20 protein-coding genes and 1 pseudogene are annotated in these 24514 nt (G+C 62.9%); 11 read left to right on the forward strand and 10 right to left on the reverse strand.

What is annotated here, in order from left to right:
* Position 1 precedes the first annotated feature (1 nt).
* From trpB to CCICO_RS11270, 4 genes are all read left to right on the forward strand, one after another.
* Positions 2–1255, forward strand: coding sequence for a tryptophan synthase subunit beta (gene trpB, locus CCICO_RS11255; RefSeq protein ID WP_018018371.1), 1254 nt, complete (start codon positions 2–4; stop codon positions 1253–1255).
* 2 nt (positions 1256–1257) lie between these two features.
* A complete protein-coding gene (trpA, locus tag CCICO_RS11260; protein ID WP_018018372.1) occupies positions 1258–2097 on the forward strand; it encodes a tryptophan synthase subunit alpha in 840 nt (279 codons plus the stop codon).
* A gap of 391 nt (positions 2098–2488) precedes the next feature.
* A complete protein-coding gene (locus CCICO_RS11265; RefSeq protein ID WP_018018373.1) occupies positions 2489–3448 on the forward strand; it encodes a bile acid:sodium symporter family protein in 960 nt (319 codons plus the stop codon).
* A gap of 40 nt (positions 3449–3488) precedes the next feature.
* The gene (locus CCICO_RS11270; RefSeq protein WP_040357228.1) at positions 3489–3839 is read left to right on the forward strand and encodes a hypothetical protein; all 351 of its coding nucleotides are present in this window, start codon (positions 3489–3491) and stop codon (positions 3837–3839) included.
* A 65-nt stretch (positions 3840–3904) separates the two neighbouring features.
* Here CCICO_RS11270 and CCICO_RS11275 read toward each other — a convergent pair whose 3' ends face one another.
* Together CCICO_RS11275 and CCICO_RS11280 are read right to left on the reverse strand one after the other, a co-directional pair.
* Positions 3905–4510 carry a YqgE/AlgH family protein gene (locus CCICO_RS11275; protein WP_018018375.1) on the reverse strand — a complete coding sequence of 202 codons (606 nt, stop codon included), beginning with the start codon at positions 4508–4510 and terminating at the stop codon, positions 3905–3907.
* Between the two features lie 13 nt (positions 4511–4523).
* The gene (locus CCICO_RS11280) at positions 4524–5942 is read right to left on the reverse strand and encodes a CCA tRNA nucleotidyltransferase (RefSeq protein WP_018018376.1); all 1419 of its coding nucleotides are present in this window, start codon (positions 5940–5942) and stop codon (positions 4524–4526) included.
* 122 nt (positions 5943–6064) lie between these two features.
* On the opposite strand from CCICO_RS11280, the gene CCICO_RS11285 reads away from it, so the two are divergent.
* The 7 genes from CCICO_RS11285 to CCICO_RS11315 all read left to right on the forward strand — a co-directional run bounded on the left by CCICO_RS11285 (position 6065) and on the right by CCICO_RS11315 (position 17211).
* Positions 6065–7183: an NUDIX hydrolase gene (locus tag CCICO_RS11285; protein ID WP_026161220.1), complete on the forward strand. Its 1119-nt coding sequence runs from the start codon at positions 6065–6067 to the stop codon at positions 7181–7183.
* Positions 7180–9918 (forward strand): hypothetical protein, encoded by a 2739-nt coding sequence (locus CCICO_RS11290; RefSeq protein WP_018018378.1) that lies wholly within the window; start codon positions 7180–7182, stop codon positions 9916–9918. Before CCICO_RS11285 ends, CCICO_RS11290 begins: the two co-directional genes overlap by 4 nt.
* A 21-nt stretch (positions 9919–9939) precedes the next feature.
* Positions 9940–13473, forward strand: a complete 3534-nt coding sequence (gene murJ, locus CCICO_RS11295; RefSeq protein ID WP_018018379.1) for a murein biosynthesis integral membrane protein MurJ — start codon at positions 9940–9942, stop codon at positions 13471–13473.
* A 201-nt stretch (positions 13474–13674) separates the two neighbouring features.
* Entirely contained in the window at positions 13675–14310 is a 636-nt protein-coding gene (locus CCICO_RS11300; protein WP_051067207.1) for a sigma-70 family RNA polymerase sigma factor, read from the forward strand.
* 211 nt (positions 14311–14521) lie between these two features.
* Positions 14522–15508, forward strand: coding sequence for a thioredoxin-disulfide reductase (gene trxB / locus CCICO_RS11305; RefSeq protein ID WP_051067208.1), 987 nt, complete (start codon positions 14522–14524; stop codon positions 15506–15508).
* A gap of 35 nt (positions 15509–15543) precedes the next feature.
* A complete protein-coding gene (gene trxA, locus CCICO_RS11310; RefSeq protein WP_018018382.1) occupies positions 15544–15867 on the forward strand; it encodes a thioredoxin in 324 nt (107 codons plus the stop codon).
* Positions 15868–16026: 159 nt separating this feature from the next.
* Positions 16027–17211, forward strand: a complete 1185-nt coding sequence (locus CCICO_RS11315; RefSeq protein ID WP_018018383.1) for an N-acetylmuramoyl-L-alanine amidase — start codon at positions 16027–16029, stop codon at positions 17209–17211.
* A 20-nt stretch (positions 17212–17231) separates the two neighbouring features.
* Here CCICO_RS11315 and CCICO_RS11320 read toward each other — a convergent pair whose 3' ends face one another.
* From CCICO_RS11320 to rpmH, 8 genes and pseudogenes are all read right to left on the reverse strand, one after another.
* Positions 17232–17840: a hypothetical protein gene (locus CCICO_RS11320; RefSeq protein ID WP_018018384.1), complete on the reverse strand. Its 609-nt coding sequence runs from the start codon at positions 17838–17840 to the stop codon at positions 17232–17234.
* Positions 17841–17866: 26 nt separating this feature from the next.
* Positions 17867–18976: a ParB/RepB/Spo0J family partition protein gene (locus tag CCICO_RS11325; protein WP_018018385.1), complete on the reverse strand. Its 1110-nt coding sequence runs from the start codon at positions 18974–18976 to the stop codon at positions 17867–17869.
* A 122-nt stretch (positions 18977–19098) separates the two neighbouring features.
* Positions 19099–20019: a ParA family protein gene (locus CCICO_RS11330; RefSeq protein WP_018018386.1), complete on the reverse strand. Its 921-nt coding sequence runs from the start codon at positions 20017–20019 to the stop codon at positions 19099–19101.
* 178 nt (positions 20020–20197) lie between these two features.
* Positions 20198–20878, reverse strand: a complete 681-nt coding sequence (rsmG, locus tag CCICO_RS11335; RefSeq protein WP_018018387.1) for a 16S rRNA (guanine(527)-N(7))-methyltransferase RsmG — start codon at positions 20876–20878, stop codon at positions 20198–20200.
* A gap of 135 nt (positions 20879–21013) precedes the next feature.
* Positions 21014–21970: a membrane protein insertase YidC gene (gene yidC / locus CCICO_RS11340; RefSeq protein WP_018018388.1), complete on the reverse strand. Its 957-nt coding sequence runs from the start codon at positions 21968–21970 to the stop codon at positions 21014–21016.
* A gap of 164 nt (positions 21971–22134) precedes the next feature.
* Positions 22135–22536, reverse strand: a complete 402-nt coding sequence (gene yidD, locus CCICO_RS11345) for a membrane protein insertion efficiency factor YidD (protein WP_341860339.1) — start codon at positions 22534–22536, stop codon at positions 22135–22137.
* Positions 22493–22831: pseudogene (rnpA, locus tag CCICO_RS11350) on the reverse strand (ribonuclease P protein component); the annotation flags it as partial. The gene yidD and the pseudogene rnpA, both read right to left, overlap by 44 nt.
* Positions 22832–22909: 78 nt before the next feature.
* Positions 22910–23053: a 50S ribosomal protein L34 gene (gene rpmH / locus CCICO_RS11355; RefSeq protein ID WP_083878205.1), complete on the reverse strand. Its 144-nt coding sequence runs from the start codon at positions 23051–23053 to the stop codon at positions 22910–22912.
* Between the last annotated feature and the right edge of the window lie 1461 nt (positions 23054–24514).

Genomic DNA, 24514 nt, shown 5'->3' on the forward strand with positions numbered 1-24514 from the left:
GATGACACATTCACCCCACACCACAGAGCGGGAGACACTCCTTCCCGCCTATTTCGGAGAGTTCGGGGGCCAGTACGTGCCCGAGCTCCTTATTCCGGCGCTCGATCAGCTAGAGCGCGCCTTCGTCGATGCGATGGAGGATCCCGCCTTCACCGAAGAGCTGGCTACCTACTTCCGTGATTATCTCGGCCGTCCGACCCCGATTACCGAATGCTCCAACCTCCCTCTCGCGGGCCAGGGCAAGGGACACGCCCGTATCTTCCTCAAGCGCGAGGATCTGGTGCACGGAGGGGCCCACAAGACTAACCAGGTGATTGGCCAGGTACTGCTGGCCAAGCGCATGGGTAAACACCGCGTCATTGCCGAGACCGGTGCAGGCCAGCATGGCACTGCGACCGCCCTCGCCTGTGCTCTCCTCGGACTCGAATGCGTGATTTACATGGGCTCGAAGGACGTCGAGCGTCAGCAGCCCAATGTCTACCGCATGGAGATGATGGGCGCGAAGGTTGTGAGCGTGAACTCCGGCTCGGGCACTCTCAAGGACGCCGTGAATGAGGCATTGCGCGACTGGACTGAATCCTTCGAAGACACCCACTATCTGCTGGGCACTGCCGCTGGCCCGCACCCTTTCCCGACGATCGTGCGTGAATTCCATCGCGTGATCTCCACCGAGGCGAAGAGGCAGATGCAGGAACGCATTGGCGGGCTGCCGGATGTAGTCACCGCCTGCGTCGGTGGCGGCTCTAATGCCATCGGTATTTTCGCTGACTTCATCGAGGAGGAGTCCGTGGAGCTGGTGGGCACCGAGCCTGCCGGTTTCGGTCTCGACTCTGGTAAGAGCGGCGCCCCGATCTGTGCCGGGCGCATCGGCATCCTGCACGGCGCTAAGTCTTATCTCATGCGTACTGCCGAAGGACAGGTGGAAGAGTCCTATTCCATCTCGGCTGGGCTGGACTATCCGGGCGTGGGTCCGCAGCACGCGCACCTGTCCCACTCTGGTCGCGCAAGCTATGTGGGCATCACTGATGCTGAAGCACTGGAGGCTTTCCAGTTGCTCACACGCCACGAGGGCATCTTGCCCGCCCTCGAATCCTCCCACGCCTTGGCCTATGCCCTGAAGCGGGCCAAGCTTGCTGAGGAAGAAGGCAAGGAGATCACCATTCTGGTGTCCCTGTCTGGACGTGGCGATAAAGATATTGACTATGTGCGCCGCACCCTGGCCGAGCACCCCGAGTACACCTTGAAGGAGAACTAAGCATGTCCCGCTATGACGATCTCTTCGCCAGCCTTGAGCAGCGGCGCGAAGGAGCTTTCGTGCCCTTCATCATGCTCGGCGACCCAGACCCCGACACCAATGTGGAACTCATCTCCACCCTTATCGACAATGGCGCCGATGCCCTCGAGCTGGGCGTGCCCTTCTCGGACCCGGTGGCCGATGGTCCCACTATCCAAGCCGCTGATATTCGGGCCTTTGACGGGGGCACGGACTTCGCCGCGTCCTTGGAGATTATCCGCCGCGTACGCTCCGCCTATCCCGAGATCCCCATCGGGCTGCTCTGCTACGGCAATGTGGCCTTCTCCCATGGCCTCGATAGCTTCTACGAGCAGATCCATGCAGCCGGCGCTGATTCTGTGCTGATCCCCGACATCCCTGTCCGTGAATCCACCCCCTTCCTCGAGGCCGCCCAGAAGCACCAGGTGGATCCCGTGTTCATCGCCCCGCCGAACGTGAACGAGGAGACTCTCGAGCGCGTCGCGGCGATCTCTCAGGGTTATATCTACACCGTGTCCCGTCTTGGAGTCACGGGCGTGGAGTCCGAGTCTCAGACAATGGGGCTACCCGAGATCGTGAAAAACATTCAGCGCTTCGGCGGTGCCCCTTCGCTCTTGGGCTTCGGTATCTCTACCCCGCAGCATGTAGCCGATGCCATTCAGGCTGGAGCGGCGGGTGCCATCACCGGCTCCGCCATTGCCTCGATCATCGAGAAGTATTGCGAAGGCGAGCACCCGCAGCCCCGCTCGGTCACTGACCTCGAGGCGCTGAAAAAGGAATTGGGAGAGTTTGTCTCCCGCATGAAGGCCGCGACTGCTCGCTAGCCCGCGCCAGCGAATCGTAGCCGCCCGGTAGGGGGTGGGGGAGGGGAGTGTCTACAGGCACTCCCCTCTAGCGGGTTCGGGAGCGAAAAAGGTATAATGAAGGCACGATTCTTAGCACCTCTGGCTAGGGCACTTATTCATAACGTGACAAAACTCCATCCCTCCCTTAGAGCGTTCGGACACCAGCTAGAGTCACTCCAGAGTGGAGCAAAGTCACCGTCTATTCGGTCTGTTATCTATAGAGTAAGTATTTGGCAGGACCCATAACTTCCTCCACCCAGACGCTGTGCGCTGGGTTTTTATTCTGTGGGTTTTGCCAACTACCGCGGCACTGAGGGGACACCCCTACGAGCTCCCGTCTGATTGCAGACGGCTACTAAGCTGAATAAGCATGCGCACGAGATTTCACCTGCGACCGCCCGACCCGCTCATCGTCTTGATTCTCTCCGCAGTGGTGCTGGCCATTCTCCTGCCCGCACGCGGCTGGTTTGCCGATGCCTTCTCGGTGGCCACAAACATCGCTATCGCCCTGCTCTTTTACCTCTACGGCGCCAGGCTTTCGCCCCAAGAAGCCCTCGCGGGTCTCAAGCATTGGCGGCTGCATCTGACGATCCTGTCTTTCACCTTCGTGATCTTCCCCCTCATCGGCATTGCTCTCACACCGCTCAAAGCTGTGCTATCCACGGGTCTGTATCTTGGAATCGTCTACCTCACCCTCACACCCTCCACTGTGCAATCTTCGGTGGCGTTTACCTCCATCGCGAAAGGCAATGTAGCCGGAGCCATCGTCAGTGCCTCGCTGTCGAATCTGCTTGGCGTTGTGCTCACCCCCCTATTGGTCATGCTGATCATGGCCCAGGGGACAGGCATCACCGTGGGCCCTGAGGTATTTATCAAGATCGCCATGCAGTTGCTCGTGCCCTTCGCCGCTGGGCAGCTCACCCGCCGCTGGACGGGGCGCTGGGCGGCCGCCACGGGCACCAAAATTGTCGATCGCGGCTCGATCACCATGGTTGTCTATTCCGCATTCTCTGCGGGCATGGTCGCCGGTATTTGGGAGACCGTGAACATCTGGGAAATCCTCTTCCTCATTGGCTTCTCCATAGCCCTGGTGGCTGCCATGCTGTGGCTGACCCGCTGGGTCTCCCAGCGCCTAGGCTTTAGCCGCGAGGATCAGATCGCTATCCAGTTCTGCGGCACCAAAAAGTCCCTTGCTACTGGGCTGCCCATGGGTGCTGTGATCTTCGGCCCGGTGGAAGTAAGCTTGCTCATCGTTCCTTTGATGATCTTCCACCAAGTGCAGCTGATGATGTGCTCCTGGCTCGCCGCCCGTTATGCCCGCTCGCACTAAGATCACCGCCCATATGCCCATCACCGATGGAGGTTGTTCCATGACTCACCCGCAGCACACCGGCGCGGCACAGACTCTCTATGTGCGCATCAGCATGGCCATTGAAGCTCATGCCATCACCCATGTCGCAGAGCTGGAAGAGATCGACGCCCAGCAGTGCCGCATGCTGCGCGTGGTTGAGCTCAAAGGCCCAGCCAGCACCTCCCACCACGAGCACGAGATCACCGGCTCCGCAGCACTGAATGCCCAAGGCAGCTTCAGCCTCAGCGGCATGGACGCTCCGCCCAATCCCGTGGTGCCACACCCTGATCTTTACGGACAGTTTGAAGACATCGTGGCCACTCCGCTCACGGCTGCCGAGTTCGAAGAGTATTGGTCCCAGCGTGGCTAAACCACGCCACCCTAGGCACGAATAAAGCTCGGATGTTTCACGTGAAACATCCGAGCTTTATTGTTTTAGTTTTCCTCGTGGTCCTCGGTGAAGGTACTCAGTACCGACAAGGGGAAGTTCTGGCGCTTAAGCACATCGCCCCACACATCTGCCATCCGACCAGCTATCACATCAGAGGGGAGGGCTGGTGCAACAAACCAATGGCCCATCTCGATCTCGGCATGGAGCTCGCCGGGTTGCCAGGTGGTGTGGCCGGCAAACAGCCGCACCACTTCCAGATAAGGCTCAAATACCTCCGCGGGCTCTTGCATGTTCAGTAGAACGATGCGGTTACATACCTGCTCATAGAGATTCGGGTTTTCAGTCTCCAGCCCATTGCGCAGCACGCCGAGCCCCAACACGCCTTCAGGGCTCGTGATTCCTCCGGCATAGAAAACACCTGGGCTACTCAAGAGGGGAGCCCATTCCGGAAGCACATTGGCCACTGCGGCCTCCGAGGGCCGTGTGAGGCTTAGTGCCATCGTGTGGCGCGGGCTGTGATCGATCACCAACAGGGCGTCGCGCTTATAGGCGCCTTTGTCCGAGTCTGGCTGCTGCACCACAATCGAGCCGATCTCAACGGGATTGCGTTCCATCGCGTTGAAGAGGTTGTCGCCGAAATACTGTTCCATGCCGGTGCGTCCTTTAATTCTGCTCGTTCCACCAGGCGCGCAAAGCCGCGATCGCGTCTTCGCGTTCCATGGGGCCCCGATCTAAGCGGAGTTCTTTCAAATACGTCCAGGCCCGACCGACCTCCGGTCCGGGCGACAGACCCAGGATCTCCATGATGTCGTTGCCGTCGAGATCTGGACGCACGGCCGCTAGATTTTCCTTCTCCGCAATCTCCTCTATGCGTTGCTCGAGCTCGTCATAGGCCCGCTGCAGGCGCTGCGATTTGCGCTTATTGCGGGTGGTGCAGTCCGAACGGACCAATTTGTTGAGCCGCGGCAACAGTTCCCCGGCGTCGTGGGCATAGCGCCGCACCCCGGAATCCGACCACGGCGCGTCGCTATAGCCGTAGAAACGCATGTGGAGAAACACCAGCTGCGAAACATCCTTCACCACCTGCTTGGGATACTTCAGAGCCCGCAGGCGATGGCGCACCATCTTGGCGCCCACCACCTCGTGCTGGTGGAAGCTCACCGCGCCTCCCTCGTGGAACTCGCGGGTGGCGGGCTTGCCGATGTCGTGCATCAGGGCGGCCCAACGCAGCACTAGATCCGGCCCCTCGTCGCCCTCGTGCTGGGTGGCATTACGCAGCACCCGCTTAGAGTGGGCGTACACATCCTTGTGCTGCTTGTGCTCATCTTGAGTCAACCGAAGCGCTGGAACCTCAGGCAGCACGTGATCGGCTAGGCCGGTATCCACCATAAGATCAATGCCCTCCCACGGGGCGCAGCCGAGCAGGAGCTTGCTCATTTCCATTTGCACCCGCTCGGCGGTGATGCGGGTGATCTCGCCGTTCATCTCCTCCATGGCTTGCCGCACTCGGGGCGCCACGCTGAACTCCACCTGGGAGACAAAGCGAGCGGCCCGCAGCATGCGCAGGGGATCATCGTGGAAGGACTGCTCTGGGGTGGCGGGGGTGTCGAGCACCCCAGCCTGCAGATCGCTCAGTCCTCCCATGGGATCATGCAGCTCTACATCGCCTTCTGGGGTGATGCGCACCGCCATGGCGTTCACCTTAAAGTCACGCCGCACGAGATCACCCTCGAGGCTATCGCCGAAGCGCACCTCGGGGTTGCGGGAGGTGCCATCATAGGTGTCACTACGGAAGGTAGTGATCTCGATCTGGGCGCCGTCCTTTTCTGCAGAGACGGTACCGAACTCGATTCCGGTGTCCCACACGGCAGGGGCGTAGGAATTGAGAATATCCATGATCAGCTCGGGTCGAGCCGAGGTGGTGAAGTCATAATCGATGCCACCACGGTCAAGGAAGGCGTCACGAACACTGCCGCCCACGAGGTAGAGCGGGTGGTGGTGGGCGTCGAAAAGCGATGCTAGATCAGCAAATCTCTGGCCAATCTCGCGCAGCCGAGCGAAACCCGGCAGTGCATCGGACATGAATCTCCTCCGATTCCTTGCACAGTGCGGCGGCGCCCTGGTGGTGCCACCGAATATTTGTGATGAGTCTACTCGTGATGTCGATGTACCAACCGGCGGCTGGTCACGATACGATCAAGGGGATGAGTACCACGAGTAGCGACGCCGAGAATTCGGCGCAGCGAACCAGCGAGTCTAGCAGCACTGGAGGCGCCGGTTCCAGCAGAAACACCAGCCCCGACACGGCGAGGGGCCGGTCTCGTGGTGCCTCCTCCCGGCGATCGCGCCGACGGGCCCACACCCCAGCGCACACCCCGCCGCCGGCAGAAGCCAGCAGCACCGACCACGCCGAGGGCCAAGGCGGTGCCACCAGCGGCTCCGGTTCTCGGTCCGGCTCGGGCAATGGATGCCGGCGGCGTAAGCGCGGCGGACGGGGCGGCCGCGGCTCCCAGCAGCGGGCCAAGCGTTCTCAGCACGCACGCAGCGAGGATTCCGAGCCCTCCACCACCTCGGGGGAGGGTTCCTCGCGGCGACGCCGCGGACAGTCTCAGCAGCGCTCCGGCCGCGGCGCCGCCCACCGCGGGGACGGCAAAGGACAGAAGAAGCAGAACCGCGGCAAGAATCAGCAATCCCAGAACTCCCACGGCTCTCGCCGCGGGGGCTCAGCCAGCGCAGGGGCTAAGGGAGGCTCAGGCTCAAAGAGCAGTAAAGCCGCTAAGGGCAGCAAGGGCCAGCGAGGCCGGGGTGGCCAGCCGTCCATGCCCACCTCTATTGAAACCTCCGCGGGCGGGTTGGTGGCCTCTGGTTTGGCGGAGGCTGTGGATGAGCACGGCGCGGTGGATCTGTCCCGCATCTACGTGGCGCTGATTGGCCGAGTGGATCGGCGGGGCCGCTTGCTGTGGTCCATGCCGAAGGGGCATGTGGAAAACGGCGAGGCCCACACGGCTACCGCGGAGCGTGAGGTCTGGGAGGAAACCGGCATCAAGGGCGAAGTCTTAGGCGAGCTCGGGGTGATCGATTATTGGTTTGTCTCGGATGGCACCCGTATTCACAAGACGGTGCACCATCACCTCTTGGCTTATGTCGATGGGGATTTAAACGATGATGACCCCGAAGTCACCGAGGTATCGTGGGTGCCGGCGAATTCTCTGATCGAGCGCCTCGCCTATGCCGATGAGCGCAAGTTAGCGCGCACGGCCCATTCCTTGATGCGGGAGTGCGCGGTGCGTTTGCACGCGGAGGGAAGGACAACACCACGGTGAGTTCTACGCGTCGTCTAGCCGCGTCTGTGGTGGCAGCAGCGGTGGCCGCCACGACGCCGCTCGCCCTTGCCCCGCAGGTTGCGGCTTTTCCGGTGGTGCTCGATCCGAGTGATCCACAGGTAGCGCAGCAATGGGTGAATCCATACATCCGGGCTGAGGATAAGGCCTCGCCACTGCGGGTGGAGATCGCCCCATTGGAGCAGTCGCATTGGGATCCGCTGCGCCCGTTGAGCGTGCAAATCTCGATCACCAACACCTCGGATAGCCCGATAACGGATGCCTCGCTGAAGCTGTTTCGCGGGGATGCCACCACCGATCCGGAGCACGCCGCCACCATGATGACAGTGGGCTTGGAGGCCTATCCTTATTCCCTCACTGGCGAGGAGGATCTGAGCATCGGCGCTGGTGAGAAGCGTGAGATCACGCTCACCGTCACCCCTGGGGCGAGCGCCGATCGGATTCGACCGGGCGTCTATCCCTTCCTGGTCTGGGCGGGCGCCACCGCGGATTCGGGAGCGATATCCACCACCGAGCGTTTCCTCATGCCCACCGATCCCATTCGGCCTGCGCCTGCGCTTGTCGACGACACCCCGCAGGAGATGTCCCCACCCGACAGCCAAGAGCCGGACGGCCCGAGTGGCCTGACCATGCTCCTGCCCATCACCGCCCCAGCCGATATCACCCCAGGCGAAACCGGTGAGGCTCCCACCCAGCCCACCTTGTATCTACGGGATGATGAGTTGGCCACCACGATCGTCTCCGGTGGCCGATTAGATCAGCTTCTCGATACCTATATTGAGCGCACCGCGGACGATGCGGCATTGAAGGAGTCCACCTGCCTGGCAGTGGACCCGCAGCTGCTTTCTGCGGTGGATCGGATGAGCGATGGCTACCGCGTCTCCGACACTCGGCCCTCCCCAGTGGCCCCGGCCGCGAGACTCCGGGATCGCTGGGATACCCCTTCCGAGGAAAGCCTTTCTGAGGCCGGTTCCAGCACGGTGGTAGCGGGGGAGTGGATCGCTAAACTGCACCGCGCCACCGAGAACAGCTGCGTTGTAGCGCTGCCTTGGGCCAATGCGGACGTGAATGCGGTGGCCGCCACCGGTAATCAGTGGCTAGCCCGCGAGGCTGTCACTCGCGGGCGGATGACGGTGGAGGAGATCCTCGGCCGACCCGTCAGCAGCCAGGTGGTGATTCCCACCGCGGGCTACATGACGCAGCGGGCGGAGAGCGTGGTACACACCGCCTCCTCGGATCTCACCCCAGACGAGGCGTGGACGCGGCAGCGTCAGCAAAGCCGCCAGCACAACCACTATGACCACGCGCCCGATGTGCTCACCCAGGATGAGGCCCCGCAGGAGGAACGCATCCCTGATTCGAGCTTGGGCCAAGCTGAGGTGCTGCTGGCTGATTCCGCCCCGGCGCCCTCGGGCGAGGGCGTGAAAGCGGTGGGCTATAACTCAGGCCTAGCCAGCATGGTGGCGCGCATGGGCAGCGCCCCGGTGACGACCGCCTATTCTGATCCCCGCTACCGCTTCGATTACACCCTCGATTCGGCCACGGCCCGCCGCCAGAGCGCCAGTGCCGCCCTCGAGCTCGCGGCGCTCAATGCGCAGAAAGCTAGTGAGCCGCTGCTAGTGCTGCCGCCAGCACAAATCAGCAGCGGCGATGCCGATGCGCTCTTCGACAGCGCCCACTTTGTGCTGAACAAGCGCATCAGCGCCCCGATGGATATTGCGGACTACGTGGACACCGCCGCTGCACCCTCCGGCACCCGGGACGTGGTGGATCCAGCGGCAATGAGCGACCGCGAGATCATCACCACCAGCCAGCAGCTGCGCTATACCGACGAGGTCACCCGCCTGATGGTGCGTGATGCCAATATCGCACTGACCCCCTATGGTTTTTCGGCGCCGCTGCGCCAGGACATTCTGCGGGCACTCAGCCGCACCGAGCGCGACACCCTGCGGCGCCACACCGCCGCCACTGAACGCGCCGACAGAATCATCAAGGGCAACCGCGCCATGCTCATGGAGCTGCGCGACGCGGTGGCCTTGCTGCCGCCGGGCAATGTCTACACCCGCACCAGCAGCTCCTCGCCGCTGCTCATCGTGGCGCGCAATGGTCTGCCGCTGCCGGTGGATAGCCACATCGGCTACTCGGCGCCGCACAAGGTGAAACTGGAGCTACCCGAGCAGCTGCGCATCCCCGCGAAGGGATCGATCACTACCGAGCTGACGGCGCGGATTCCCGAGGACGATCAGCGCACTGACCTCGAGCTGTTCCTACTCACCCCCACCGACACCTTGATCAGTAATCCGGTGGATATCTCGGTGCAGACTCGCGGCACCACCATCAACCGCTGGCTCGCCGGGGTGCTCTTGGCACTGTTGGTGGGCCTGATGGCGCTGCGCACCGTTAAGCGTCGCCGCGCTCGCTCGACCCAGCAGCCGCGCACCGCCGCCGACCGCGCTCTAGCCCGCGCCGAGGCAGTATCCGCGGCCGAGAGCCAGCAGCGGGCCCACCGCCGAGATGCAGGGGGCTGGGGCAGCGAGAAGGCGTCAACACGCGCCCAGTATCCGCCACGTAGACATACTCACCACCGCGACGGGCCAAGCGATGGGGATGACCCGCCGCGGCCCAGACGCAGCAGACAACGCCGACCGAGACGAAACCCTCCGCCGGAGACACCGGGGGAGGGGACGCGCTCCTCGCGACGATCGAGGGACAGCTAGAACACGAAACGTGGTTGAGAAGTGACAGACAAGCACACGCCAATAGAGGGCCAGCGCCCAGGCTTACGCGGCCGTATCGTGCCGCCGGCACCGCCCGCACCGATCCCCGAATCCAGACCTAGCGTTCAGGAAAAGCGCAAGCAGAAGCTGGAGAGCCAACACAGCGATCATTCGCAGCTTTCGGCCGAACCGGCCCAAGCGCTCTATGAGGCGCAGCAGGATGCCGCCAACGAGCCCGTGGCCGCTGCCGGCACCTCCTCGCCGGTGGCTACCCAGCAGGAGGACGAGCAGGGCACCACCAGCGACTCCGATGTGGTGCGCGCCGGCGGGTCCATGGCAATTGCCACCCTGATCAGCCGTATCACTGGCTTCCTGCGCAACCTCGCCATCGGCGCCACCCTCGGCTCGGCGGTGGGTTCGGCTTTCACCGTGGCCAACACCCTGCCTAACCTCGTCACCGAGATCGTGCTGGGCGCGGTGCTCACCTCCTTGGTGGTGCCGGTGCTCGTGCGCGCCGAGAAGGAGGATCCCGATAGGGGAGCGGCCTTCATCCGGCGGCTGTTCACCTTGGCGCTCACCTTGCTGGTGGTGGTCACCACGATCGCGGTGGTCACCGCCCCGTGGCTGACGCGCATCACCATCGATGATGAGGGCAAGGTCAACATCATCCAGGCCACCTCCTTCGCCTATCTGGTGCTGCCACAGATCCTGTTCTACGGCATCTTCTCGCTATTTATGGCGGTGCTCAATACCAAGGGTGTGTTCCGGCCGGGCGCGTGGGCGCCGGTGTGGAACAACGTGGTGTGCTTGGCTACCTTCGCCCTCTACTGGCTGGTACCTGGGGCCTTGGACCCGAATGAACAGGCCTCGGTGACAGACCCGCACGTGCTGTTGCTGGGCCTGGGCACCACGCTGGGCGTGGTGGTGCAGGCGCTGCTGCTGGTGCCGCCGCTGTTGAAGAAGGGCATCGATCTGCGGCCGCTGTGGGGCATCGATGATCGCCTCAAAGAATTCGGCGGGATGGCTATCGCCATCGTCATCTATGTGGCGATCTCCCAGCTGGGCTACATCGTGACCACTCGTATCGCCTCCAATGCTGATGCCCGCGCCCCGCTGATCTATCAGCAGGCCTGGCTGCTGCTGCAGGTGCCCTATGGCGTGATCGGCGTGACCCTGCTGACCGCGATCATGCCGCGTCTGTCGCGTAATGCCGCCGAGGGCGACGATAAGGCCGTGGTGCGGGATCTCACGTGGGCCTCCAAGCTCACCTTCGCCGCGTTGATCCCGGTGATCGTGTTCTTCATGGCCTTCGGTACCAACATCGCTAATGCGCTCTTCGCCTATGGCCAGTTCACCCCCTCCGAGGCAGATATTCTCGGCTGGACGCTGAGCTTCTCGGCCTTCACTCTCATCCCCTATGCGCTGGTGCTTTTGCACCTGCGCGTGTTCTACGCCCGCGAGGAGGCGTGGACCCCCACCTTCATCATCGCCGGTATCACCACGGTCAAGATCGTGCTGTCGGCGGCCGCACCCTTTGTGGCCACCTCCTCCTCGCGCGTGGTGATTCTGCTCGGCGCGGCCAATGGTTTCGGCTTTGTCACCGGCGCCGTGATCGGTGTGTTCCTGCTGCGCCGCAAGCTGGGCTCGCTGCACGGCAAGGAGATTATGACCTCCACGCTGTGGGTCATTGGCGCCTCGCTGGTGGGTGCCGGGGTGGGCTTGGTGCTCGATTGGGTGCTGGCTCTGACTGTGTTGGGAGCCGCCTCCTCGGTGGTGATTATGCTTCGCACCGCGATCACCGGCTTGGTGTTCTTGGTGGTTACCGCGATCGTGCTCTCGCGTTCGGGGCTGCCGGAGATCGCCGCCTTCGCCCGGCTGCTCAGCCGCGTGCCGGGGCTCAACCGGGTGGTCAGCGCTCCGCCGGCGGCCGCCGAGGACGAGGCGGACGATGGTCTGCCTCAAGCCACCACCGCCGAGCTGTCTACCCAGCTGGTCACGGTGGAGCCCTTCACCGCCTCCCCGGTGCCACCGCCGATGTCCGCCGGCGAGGTGCGGGCCCCGCGCCTGGTGCCGGGTGCCGCGGTGGCCAATGGCCGCTACCGGCTGCTGCGCGATTATGGCCGCGTCCCGGGTGCGCGCTTCTGGCACGCCCGCGACCAGCGCACGGGCCAGCAGGTGGCGTTGGTCTTCGTCGATACCCAAGGCATGCAGATTCCTGCCGCCCCAGTCAGCCCGGCTACCGCGGCCCAGCGCGCGGCCGCGGTCACCCGCACCACGCGGGCTTTGGCGGAGTTGAACCATCCGGCGATCGCCAAGAATATTCATGTGTTGCCCTATCGCGCGGGCTGCCTCGTGGTGGCGGACTGGGTGGAGGGCACCGCCCTCAACTCGCTCACCGCAGGGGCTCGGTCTGGCTCTAGCCGCCAGCGTTTCACTGGGGCGAATCCGCGCGCGGTAGCCTATGCCATGAGTTCGCTTCTCGACGCCGCCGCCACGGCCCACGACACCGGGATCTCGCTCGGCTTCGACCACTTTGATCGCATCCGTGTCAACACCGATGGCCGCGCCGTGCTGGCCTTCCCGGCGGTGCTCGAGAGCAACGACTATGGCCAAGACATGCGCTATGTGGCTAAGGCCGTGGAGCAGCTGGTGGAAGACGAGGGCACGGGCCGCGAGCTGCAGTACCTCACCTCCAAGCTCTATGACACCGAGACGGTCAACCCACGGGTGATGGCGGATGATCTCTACGAGTTCGGCATGGGCTCGGATCACCCGGAGCACTATCTGGAAGTGGCAGCCGATGCCGCACCGGAGCCCACCTCTTCCCCGGGCTTCGGCTCCAAGGGTTATACGCGTACCGGGTTGACGTTGGTCTCCGCCGCCACGGTGGGGTTGGTGGTGCTGGTGGCTGCCTCCAGCGTGTATCTGCTTGGCATCTTCGGCGGTAACCGGGCCGACAGCCCGGTGAACTCGGATTCCATTTCCGGCGCGCCAGAAAAGGTGCGCAACGCCACCAAGGTCAAGCTCACCCGCGCCGAGGAGTGGGAGCCGGGCGATCCGGCGGCCCGCCCAGCCGACTGGCCGGATAACCCGCAATTGGCGGAGCTGGTGATCGACGGCGATGTGGCCACGAGCTGGCACACCGATGATTATCGCGCCCAGTTCGGCGAGCGCGAGGAGATCAAAAACGGCGTGGGCCTGAAGATCGACTTCGCCCAGCCGGCTTCCCCGGCGGAGGTGGAGTTCCACGCCGGTACGGGCGGCACCACGGTGCGCATTCTGGGATTCACTGACGATTCGGATGCCGTGAACTCGCGGGAGCAGCTCACCGAGTTGAGCCGCGCGGTGCTGCGCGATGGCTCCACGGTGGTCACCCTGCCGAAGCCGAGCAAGGGCGAGGAGCCCACCTACTACCGCGGCATGGTGGTGTGGGTGGAGCGGCTGCCGATGCCCGCTGGCAGCGGCGCCTCCCCGCGGCCTGCGGATATTCAAGAGATCCGGGTTAAGGGCGTGGTGGATACTGTCTCGGATGCGGGGGCAGGGGAGCGTCGATAAGCGCCATGCTTAGGTCACCCTCGCCCCAATATATGAACCTTTAGCTCAGCTACATCCCCCTATATAGGTCCGGTGCACACCATGATGTGCATCGGACCTTTTGCTGTGTTCGCCGCAGTGCGCAGACTAGATCTACGCGCCGATCGCGCACCGTGAACCTGACCACTTTTGACATGTTCATCGTTCATCTGGGGGGAGATCATGAACACATCACCGACCATCGACACCCAACCAGACCCGCTGAGCCTAGCGGAGCGGATGCGAGCCGATGTGCAGCTGGTGCACGAGCATCTCGCCGGCAACGAGAAGGCTTTTAGCCGCATTGTGCGCCAGCATCACACGAAGCTATTTCTCACCGCGCGCCGCTATAGCCGCACCGAGCACGACGCCTGGGACATCTTGCAGGAGGCCCTGCTGAAGGCCTCGCAGCGCATGCACACCTTCCGCGCCGAGGCCACGCTCTCAACCTGGCTGCACAAGCTGGTGTCTAATACCGGCTACGATTTCACCCATCGCCGCCCGCATCAGCGACATGAGCTGGCCGTAATGGACGATGACACCCACGCTCGCGCCATCGACTATCGCCACAGCCACGATCCTTTTATCAGCGAGCTCTCGCGACTGGCGTTGCTGGCGATCATGACCAGGCTGCCACCGGAGCAGCGCGAGGCGCTGTATCTCATTGATATCGCCGGCTACACGGTGGAGTGGGTGGCCGATTATCAGGACGTGGCCGTAGGCACCGTGAAGTCCCGCCGCGCTCGCGCGCGCACCAAGCTGCAGCAGCTCTACACCGACCCCAACGAGATCGAGGAGCTGCTCGCCGGGGCGAACTAGCCGCCGCATGCTTATCGACGCTCACCGCCACCGGCAGGGAATGAGACCGCCCTCGACGGTGTTGTGCCCAGAGACAGCGCCCGCCGCGGCTCTCTCCGCGCCCGCCGTGGCAGGCGCGGCCGCTTGGGTAGGGTGGCAGAGGTAGACATTGACGAGCCGCCGCCACCGCTATCCTGAGGCGGCGCCGCACGGCCGCAGCCTGCGACCGCGTATGTGCATAACCCACCATCCACGTAATAGAAGGACATACCCCACTGTGAGCGATACGATCCACGACGTCATCATTATCGGTTCCGGCCCCGCCGGCTACACCGCCGCCATCTACGCCGCCCGCGCCGAGCTGAAGCCGCTGGTGTTTGAGGGCTACGAGTACGGCGGGTCCCTCATGACGACCACCGAGGTGGAGAATTTCCCCGGTTTCGCCGAGGGCATCATGGGCCCGGAGTTGATGGAGCAGATGCGCTCCCAGGCGGAGCGCTTCGGGGCCGATCTGCGCATGGAGATGGTGGACTCGGTGGAGCTGTCCGGCGAGGTGAAGATCGTGCGCTCGGGCGAGGAGGAATTCCAGGCCCGCAGCGTGATCTTGGCCATGGGCTCCGCCCCACGCTATGTGGGTGTGCCGGGGGAGAAGGAGTTCCTCGGCCGCGGCGTGTCCGCCTGTGCCACCTGCGATGGTTTCTTCTTCAAGGACACCGAGATTGCCGTGGTCGGCGGCGGCGATTCCGCCATGGAGGAGGCCACCTTCCTCACCAAGTTTGCCTCCAAGGTCACGATCATTCACCGCCGCGAGGAGTTCCGCGCCTCCAAGATCATGCTGGAGCGGGCCAAGAACAACGAGAAGATCGAGTTCCTGGTGAACAAGGTGGTCGAAGAGGTGCGTGGCGATTCCAAGGTGTCCTCGCTACTGCTGCGCGATACCGTGACCAATGAGACCTCGGAGCTGCCGGTGGCCGCAATGTTCGTGGCCATTGGTGCGGATCCCCGCTCGGACATTGCAGCCGGGCAGGTGGAGCTCACCGACACCAAGCATGTGCGGGTCCAGGAGCCTTCTACCCGCACCAGCGTGCCCGGTGTCTTCGCCGTGGGCGACCTGGTGGATAATCACTATCAGCAGGCCATTACCGCGGCCGGCACCGGCTGCCGCGCCGCTATCGACGCTCAGCAGTATCTGGGTGAACTCGAAGATGACCTGCACTAACACTATTTTCTCGATGCCCCAAGGAGATCCCCACCATGTCTGAGATCATTAACCTCACCACCGATACCTTTAAGTCCACCGTGATCGAGTCCGAGAAGCCGGTATTGGTGGATTTCTGGGCCGAGTGGTGCGGCCCGTGTAAGAAGCTTGGCCCCTTGATCGAGCAGGTCGCCGAGGAGGTCGGCGATGCCGCCGTGGTGGCCAAGGTGGATGTGGATGCCGAGCGCACCCTGGGCGCCATGTTCCAGATCATGTCCATTCCCACCGTGTTGATTTTCAAGGGCGGCGAGAAGGTAGCCGAGTACGTGGGCGTGCGCCCGAAGCGCGAGTACGTGGAAAAACTGACGTCACTTGCGTAACTGGTAGGGTTGAAAAGACAGCGTGAAAGTGCGTTTCTCAGCGACTTTCGTTTAGCGGCTAGCCCGCGCCTACAATAGTGACACGCTGAGTTATCAGTTGTCGCGCTGCGCCGTGAGTGGCCGCGCTGTGCGGCTGGAATCAATCTAGAAGGGACCTCGGTGGTGGACGTTTTGCGGGTTGGTGACCGTAGCCCGCGCGTAGCGGAAGTACGGAAGAGCCTTGCTCGTCTAGGACTGCTCTCCGTCGACGAATCCGCCGACGGATCAGCCGATGATTTCGACAGCTACGCGGCAATCGACACGCTGTTTGACTCCGCCCTCGCCGAGGTCGTCCGTGGCTTCCAGCAGTCCCGCGGCATCATCGCCGACGGACACGTGGGCGAAACCACGCTCCGCGCACTCCGCGAAGCCTCCTACACTCTGGGGGCCCGTGTGCTGCAATACCAGCCAAATAACACCCTGGTGGGCGATGATGTGGTGCAGCTGCAAACCCAGCTGCAAGAACTCGGCTTCTACACCGATCGCGTCGACGGCCGCTATGGCCCGAATTCCTTCGACGCGGTGAAGAACTACCAGCTCAACTACGGTCTTGAGACCGATGGTATTTGCGGGCCGAAAACCATCAAGGCCTTGAGCCGACTGGGCCTACGCATCACCGGCGGCTCCCCGCAGGCCATCCGCGAGGACGAGCAGATTCGCCGCGCCGGCCCGCGTCTCGCCGGCAAGCGCGTGGTCATCGACCCCGGCCTCGGCGGCAAGGACCAAGGCATGACGGTGGTGGGCACCTATGGTGCCATTACCGAGGAGGAGATCCTCTGGGATATCGCCACCCGGCTTGAGGGCCGGATGATCGCCGCCGGCATGGAGACCATCCTTTCCCGCCCGCGCGGGGATAATGCCTCCACCGAATCCCGCGCCGATGTGGCCAACGCCTTTGGCGCTGATCTCATGATCTGCCTGCAGGCTGATCGCTACAAGAACGACAAAGCCTCCGGGGTGGCCACCTTCTACTTCGGTTCTGAGCTTGGCTCCTCCTCACTGACAGGGGAGAAGCTCTCCGGCTTCATCCAGCGCGAGATCGTTGCCCGCACACAGATGACCAATTGCGGCAACCATGGCCGCACTTGGGAGCTCCTGCGGCTGACCCAGATGCCCACCGTGGAGGTCGTCACCGGCTATCTCACCAACACCGAGGACGTGGCGAAGCTGACGGATCCGATGGTGCGCGATGATATCGCCGAGGCCATCGTGGTGGCCGTCAAGCGCCTCTACCTCATGGATGCCGATGACCAGCCCACCGGCACCTATAACTTCGCGGAACTGCTCGAACAGGAAAACCGCTAAGACTTATCCCTGCCTGGCCCTCAGCAGCGCAGCTCGGCGCTGAGGGCCTTTCGTGCTGCCTCCGCTAGCTCGCCGGTGTCTGGTGGCAGGGTGATCTCTAGCCGGGGCACCACGGGGTGCTCACGCACCACCTCGAAGCCTGCTGCCTGCAGCTCCTCTTCGCTCATCAACCCAATGCGTTCGGGCACCCAGTCCAGCTTCTCGCGGCCGCTGGCGCGCCAACCAAAGGCCTGCACTGTGTCGATGCCGAGCTGGGTGAGGTGCATAAGGGCGGCGTCGATAAGCACCGGTGCAGTGCCCACATGCGGGGTGCGAAACAGGGAACTGAGCAGCATTGCGCGGCGCGGAACTGGGCCGGTGGGCAGCCTCGATATCCCCCGCGCGAGCACCGGTGGGCAGAAGAAGATGGTGCCAAGGGTCTCGCTCGGGGTGATGAGGTTGAAGCCGCAGGCACCCAGGGTGGTGGAGGCGTGGATGATCCACGCTTCCTTCTCTAGCGCGCTATCGCGGATGAGGGCTTCATCTGCGGCCGCGATCTCCCAGAAGATGCTGCGGCGCGCCTGCGGGTGGAGGTGCTTCAGTCCGCGCGGATCTAGCGGTAGTAGCTGGATGTGCTCGGCGCCCGTCATGATCAGCGGCTAAGAGTAGGGAAGCTTTAGCGTCCGAGAAGCTCGACGATGCGCTCAAAGTCCTCGCGGCCGGCGAACTCCACGATGATCTTGCCCTTCTTCTTGCCGGCCTGCACCGTCACCTTGGTGTCGAGGCTATCGGCCAAGGACTCGGCGGCGTGGCTGAGATACTCCGGCTGCGGGGCCTTTTCCCGCGGCTTCTTCTTCTCCGCCTCCTCACCACGGTTGAGCAGGGTGACGGCCTCCTCGGTGGCGCGCACGCTCAGCCCCTCGGCCACGATGCGCTGCGCGAGCTTCTCTTGGGCTTCCTCGCCCACCTTCACGCCCAGCAGGGCGCGGGCGTGACCGGCGCTGAGCACCCCAGCAGCAACCTTGCGCTGCACGGAGACCGGTAGGGCCAGCAGGCGGATCATGTTGGTGATGACCGGGCGGGAGCGGCCCAGCCTATCGGCCAGCTGTGCCTGGGTGACACCAAATTCCTCTAGCAGCTGCTGATAGGCGGCGGCCTCTTCGAGCGGGTTGAGCTGCACCCGGTGGATATTTTCCAGCAGGGCGTCGCGCAGCATCGTGGAGTCCTCGGTCTCGCGAACGATCGCGGGAATCTCCTGCATGCCGGCCTTGGTGGCGGCACGCCAACGGCGCTCACCCATGATGAGCTCATAACCCTCAGCCACCTCGCGTACCACTATCGGCTGCATGAGGCCGAACTCCTTGATGGAGTGAGTCAACTCAGCCATGGCCTGCTCGTCGAAGACCTCACGGGGCTGCTTTTCATTGGGCTCGATCAGCCCGATGGGGATCTCCCGGTAGGTCGCGCCCACGGGGGTGGAGTAGTCCTCGTGTACATTCTCTGGGCGACGGCGCGGGCCACCGTTGCGGCCCGTAGCGCCGCCTTGGCTGGCGGAGCCACGGCCGTTGCCGCGCTGCCCCGCATTGCCCTTCTGGCTGGGCTTCTGGCCGCCCTGCGAGCCGCCTTTCTGCCCGCGTGACTGCGTAGAGTCCTCGCCGGGAGTGCGCGGCCCATCGCCCAAGACGATGCTCGCGGCGTTATTGCCGAGCCGAGGCTTGGCGGAGCCATCGGGGATCAGGGCTGCTAGACCGCGGCCGAGACCGCCTTTACGAGTTTCATTCGCCATGGTTGCTCAACATCCTTCGTTTGCGTTTCCGCGTGGGCACTTCCGGGGGGCTAGAGACGACGCCCGTGGTGGGCCCGCTGGCCTTAGTATCTTTGCTCGACCACAGTGGCGTCAATACCGATTTATTCGGGGGCTTGACCGATGGGGGAGGACTCCTCGGTGGCGGGGTAGTCGCCGCGATTGTTCAGCTCGCGCGCGGCGTCCAGATAGGCCATCGCACCCCGAGAGCCGGGATCGTATTCCAGCACGGTTTGCCCATAGCCGGGCGCCTCCGACACCTTCACGCTGCGGGGAATCACGGTGGTGAGTACAACCTCGCCGAAGTGATTGCGCACCTCGCTGGTGACCTGCTCGGCCAGCTTGGTGCGGCCGTCGTACATGGTGAGCAGGATGGCGGAGATGTGCAGCTCCGGGTTGAGGTGGGTGCTGATCATGGAGATGTTATTCAGCAGCTGGCCCACGCCCTCGAGCGCGTAGTACTCACATTGGATCGGGATGATCACCTCGTTCACAGCGGTCATCGCGTTGATCGTCAAAAGACCCAGCGAAGGCGGGCAGTCGATGAGCACATAGTCCAGATCGTGCTCGGTGAGGAAGTCCTCGTTGATGGCATCGGCCAGGCGGTATTCGCGGCGCACCATGGATACCAGCTCAATTTCCGATCCGGCGAGATCAATGGTGGCGGGGATGCAAAAGAGATTCTCCGAGAGCTCGCAGCTTTGCATCGCATCTTCGGCGGTGGCCTCGCCGAGCAGCAGCTCATAGCTCGAGACCGTGCCTGCCCGATGCTCCACGCCGAGCGCGGTGGAGGCGTTGCCCTGGGGGTCAAGATCGATCACCAGCACCCGTAGCCCGCATATCGCCAGGCCTGCGGCAAGGTTGACGGAACTCGTGGTTTTACCCACCCCGCCCTTCTGGTTCGCAATCGTCATGATGCGCGGGCGCTCGGGCCGAGGCAGCTTTAACGCATTCGGGGTGCGCACCTGCGCCGCCCGCTGTGCCGCAGCGGCGATGGGCGTGTCGTCCCACGTAGAGTCCTGCATGCTCGCTGATCTATCCCCTCTATGCTGGCCTATCGGAAACACTGTATGCGCGGCGGAGATGAGGGCCGTCATGCTTATCGACGCCACCCTCCTGTCGCGCACACCTAGCCCCCTAGCCTAGTGCCTCACGGTGCCGCCAACCAATGGGGTGAGAGCGTGAGAGCACCCACGCTAGCGGCTAGCGCCGCCGTGGAATGCTGATCACCGTGGTGGGCTGCTCGAGCACCCCTTCACCAACAGTCATGATGTTGGCAAGACCACCGCCCGCTTTGGTGATGGTGGAGTGGTCACGCTCCCACTCCTCGTGCACGCTCGCGCCCTTGAGCGCAATCATTTTTCCCCCTGGCCGAACGAGCGGCATGCACCAGCGCGCCAGCTTGCCCAAGGGGGCCACCGCACGGGAGGTCACCACATCGAAACGACCGACCTCGGCACGCACGCCCTTTTCCTCAGCGCGGCCGCGCACTACCCGCACATTGCTCAAGCCGAGCTCCTCGACTACCTCATGGAGATAGGTAGAACGCTTCAGCAGCGGCTCGATCAGGGTGATGGAAAGATCCGGCCGCGCAATAGCCACCGGAACGCCCGGCAGGCCCGCCCCGGATCCCACATCGGCCAGCCGCTGGGCATCGGCGGGGATAGCCTCGGTGAGCACTGCGCAATTGAGGATGTGCCGCTCCCAGAGCCTAGACACCTCACGCGGACCGATGAAGCCGCGTTGGTTTCCCGTAGTGGCTAGGGAGGCGTGATAGCGCACCGCTAGATCTAGCCGCTCACCAAACACACTCTGGGCGCTCTCCGGTGGCAGAGCCAGTTTGCTCGTCGGGCCATCCTGCAGCTCTGGTTTCACGTGAAACATCCCTTTCCTCATGCATTCTGTCCTCATCACTATACGTCGCCTGTTCCGAGCGCCCCTAGGGGCGCCAATGCCAACGGCCCAGCACCTCGGAAAGTGAGGGGCTGGGCCGTGAGGGTGGCGTCGACAAGCGAAGAACTAGGAGTTCTTACCCTTCTTCGGGTTCTTCGGCTTTTGGCCGGGGCGAGGTGCAGTGGTGCGCTTCGCCTCGCGCTTACGCGCCAGCTCCTCTTCCTCCTCGGCGTCCACCTTGGCAAAGATCCAGCGCTGCTGGAAGAAGGTCCACACGTTGTTGGAAGCCATGTAGAAGAGCAGACCGATGTGCCAGAAGACACCGGTGAACAAAATGATGCCGGGCATGAACCAGAGCATCATCTTGTTCATCATCTGCATCTGGGTGGCCATCATGTCATTCTGCGGGGCCTTGGTCTTGCCAGAGCGGCGACGCTCTTCCTGGCGAGCGATGGACAGCCGAGCGTTCATGTGGGTGGCGAAGACCACGATAAGGATCAACGGCGCGGCCACGGCCATAATCTTGCCGCGGGTGAAGTCCACCGTGCCGAAAGCGCCGAACATCTCATTGGGCATCGAGATATAGGAGGACAGCGGCACCCCGAAGATACGGGCGTCCAGGAAGGACTGCACCTCGTCCACACCGAAGATGTAGTTCGGGGTGTTGCGGTTGACCTCGATGGACAGCCCCAGCTGAGTGCCGCCGGTACCGGTGCGGTTGAAGGAGCGCAGCACGTGGAACAGACCGATGAACACCGGCATCTGGACGAGCAGCGGGATACAGCCGGCAATGGGGTTAACACCCATCTCCTTTTGCAGCTTGCGCGACTCCTCCATCATCTTTGCCTGGTCGTTCTTGTACTTCTCGCGGATGGCCTGCATCTTCGGCTGCATCTCTTGCATCTTCAGCGTCGAGCGCATCTGCTTGAGCATTGGCTTGACCAGGAAGGCACGGATGGTCACCGTCAAAAGAACGATGGCGAGCACCCAGGACACACCTGAGTCAGGGTCGAGGACATAACTGACCACCTTGTGCCAAAACCACAAGATGGCAGAAATTGCGTAATAAATAGGATTCAGCACGGCGTTCTGAATGCTCCTTAGCTGCTCTGTGGTGTGATCGTCGTTTCAGGGGTGTACAGCAGCGCGCCCAAGGACAGTCGCGGTGCCTCGTGCCACAAAAAACACAGCCACACGGGGTATTCACTAGCGCCGCCGCTGGCGGCACACATGCGAGTATTATTTAATCATTTTCTCTCACCATGAGGGGGCACAGGATCATAACCGCCTGGGTGCCACGGCCCACATTTGCTCAGCCGAACCACAGCGAGAAGCAGCCCCCGAAGGGCTCCAAAGCGCTGCAGGCTCTCATAGGCATAGGCGCTACAGCTGGGCTCAAAACGGCAGCTCGGACCACTTTTAAGACCGGAGAGATAGCGTTGATACAGCCGCACCCCGCCCAGAAGGAGCCGGGTAATGGGCCCTGGCCGGCCGTGGTTATGGGGATGCGACGGGGCGTTCATCGGCTCGGCCCTCGTGGACTCGACGCTCGCCGGCTTGGCGCTCGCCGGCTTGGCGTTCATCGGAGCGCCGACGGCTGCGCACGAGTGCTCGTCTGACATCGGCCTCGAGTTTCTCTGAGGTGGCATCAGCACTGGCAGGCAGAGCCCGAAGTACCACCCGATCAGCGGGTTCGAGCTCCGTGGCGAGCTGGGCGCAGATATGCCGCAGCCGTCGGGCAACGCGGTGACGAATCACAGCATTCCCGACGGCTTTGGACACGATGAGCCCGAAATGCGGCCCACCGAAGCTCACCTGGGGCTCCCGCTCGTGGGTCGCCTGGGAATAATAGGCAACCACGCGCTTGGTTCCCGCCCGGCTCGCACCGGAGACGGCCTGCGAAAATTCCGCAGAGGAACCAATCTTGAGGTTCTTCGGAAGCATCAGTGCGCCCCTCGAGTTCTTCTTTGAAGGTGAAGGCTCAGCACCTATCAGGCGCCATGCCTCACGGGTGAAAGAAAACTACGCGGTGAGGCGAGCACGGCCCTTGCGGCGACGTGCAGCAACGATAGCGCGGCCGGAACGGGTGCGCATACGAGTACGGAAACCGTGGACGCGGGCGCGACGACGGTTGTTGGGCTGGAAAGTCCGCTTGCCCTTAGCCATAGGTCAAACACTCCTTGAAAGTTTGCTGTCATAAGCTCCGCATCACCGAGTAGATGCCGCGACCACCGTAGTGATCGAGGCACTGCCGCTCGGCACTGCCATGGAACTCATGAGATGAATTCTTTTTCTTCCCTCTCCCGCCGAGGCGGAAGACGGATGCAGATCGATGCTTCAGCTTCAGCGAGCGTGGTGGTAGCCCACCGACGAGCCGGCGCTCGGGTCAGCGCACTGTGTCGCAAAAGCATCGTCCACACGCGGCCCTGCCCACCGCACCACCACGGCTCAACCTCAGGTTGACCCCGCGATGCAGCTGCGTGACCGCAATAGACCTAGACAGAATACGGTATGGCTCCCGCGGATAACAAGTTGCCACGCCAATAAGATTCGCAGCGCTAGCTGGGCTAACTTTCATGCGTGTGGTTATAGAGCTGCAACCGTGCTGCAGCTTCGCCCCACCCCTAAGCACGGCCCCAAAACCTTTAGCTGGGCGCAAATAGTACGGGTGTACTGGTAATTAGATGCATCATGTGCCCTCTCTCATAGCCGCCCACTACCGCCTGGAAGCACCGACTCACCCTCGAGACCGCGGCCTCGCCACAGCTGCTGCCACCGCGATCCAGCGGGGGGAATATGAGCATTTTTTACCCCTGAAATCCGGTTGATGTAATTCCCTCTGCCCTAGGGACTCAAGCGCACGCTGTGATCCTGCGCTGATGCCGCGCCCGCGAATCAAAAGGGCACGTCATCCGCAGCACTCCAAATTCGCCTAGAGGACAGGGGAGTGGAGCCGCATAGATAATTACAGCATTGATATTCCTCGCGAGTGTTGGACTGCATCTACCGCCGGCGGGTAACAATGGAACACGTGAATAAAACACAGCTGTGAACACCCTGGGGCTGTGGATAACTCTAAAGCTGAACTTGAGACTCCCCTGAGAGCGAACCCTTAACGCAGCTCAGTAGCCATTTTTTCGGCGATTTAGTTATGCACAGGCTCTCGGCTAGGCTGTGGATAGCTCTTGTGCAGTCACGTTATCCACAGCTGTGGATAACGTTGTGGAAAACTCTGCATCACCATAGAGTTCGGCCCCGCCGGCTCTGTGCACACCCCGGTGCAATCACATCGTGGTGCATCCACAGCCAGAGGCCGTCTGCAGCCTGTCTCAACCCGCCCGCGTGGGGGTTATGCACAGGCCTATGGACGGTCGCTGGCGGTGAAAAGAGATAATCGAAGGCGCATGCATCACAGCCAGTGGGCCTCGAGGTGTTCCACAACCGGTGATTGCAGCTCCGTGCGAGGACCCGCCTGATAGCAGCGGAAACGACCTCCTCGCTGGGAGTATCGCGTCAGCTCTGCAGTGCAGAGGTGATGCTGATGTGTCGTTTCCGCGCGCCGTCACATGCCGTGGTGGCGTTATGCCCGTGATTGTCCGTCCACCCGTGTAGTAAGGGGTTTTCCCT

The sequence above is a fragment of the Corynebacterium ciconiae DSM 44920 genome (assembly GCF_030440575.1).
In the GTDB taxonomy this organism is placed as follows: Bacteria; Actinomycetota; Actinomycetes; order Mycobacteriales; family Mycobacteriaceae; genus Corynebacterium; species Corynebacterium ciconiae.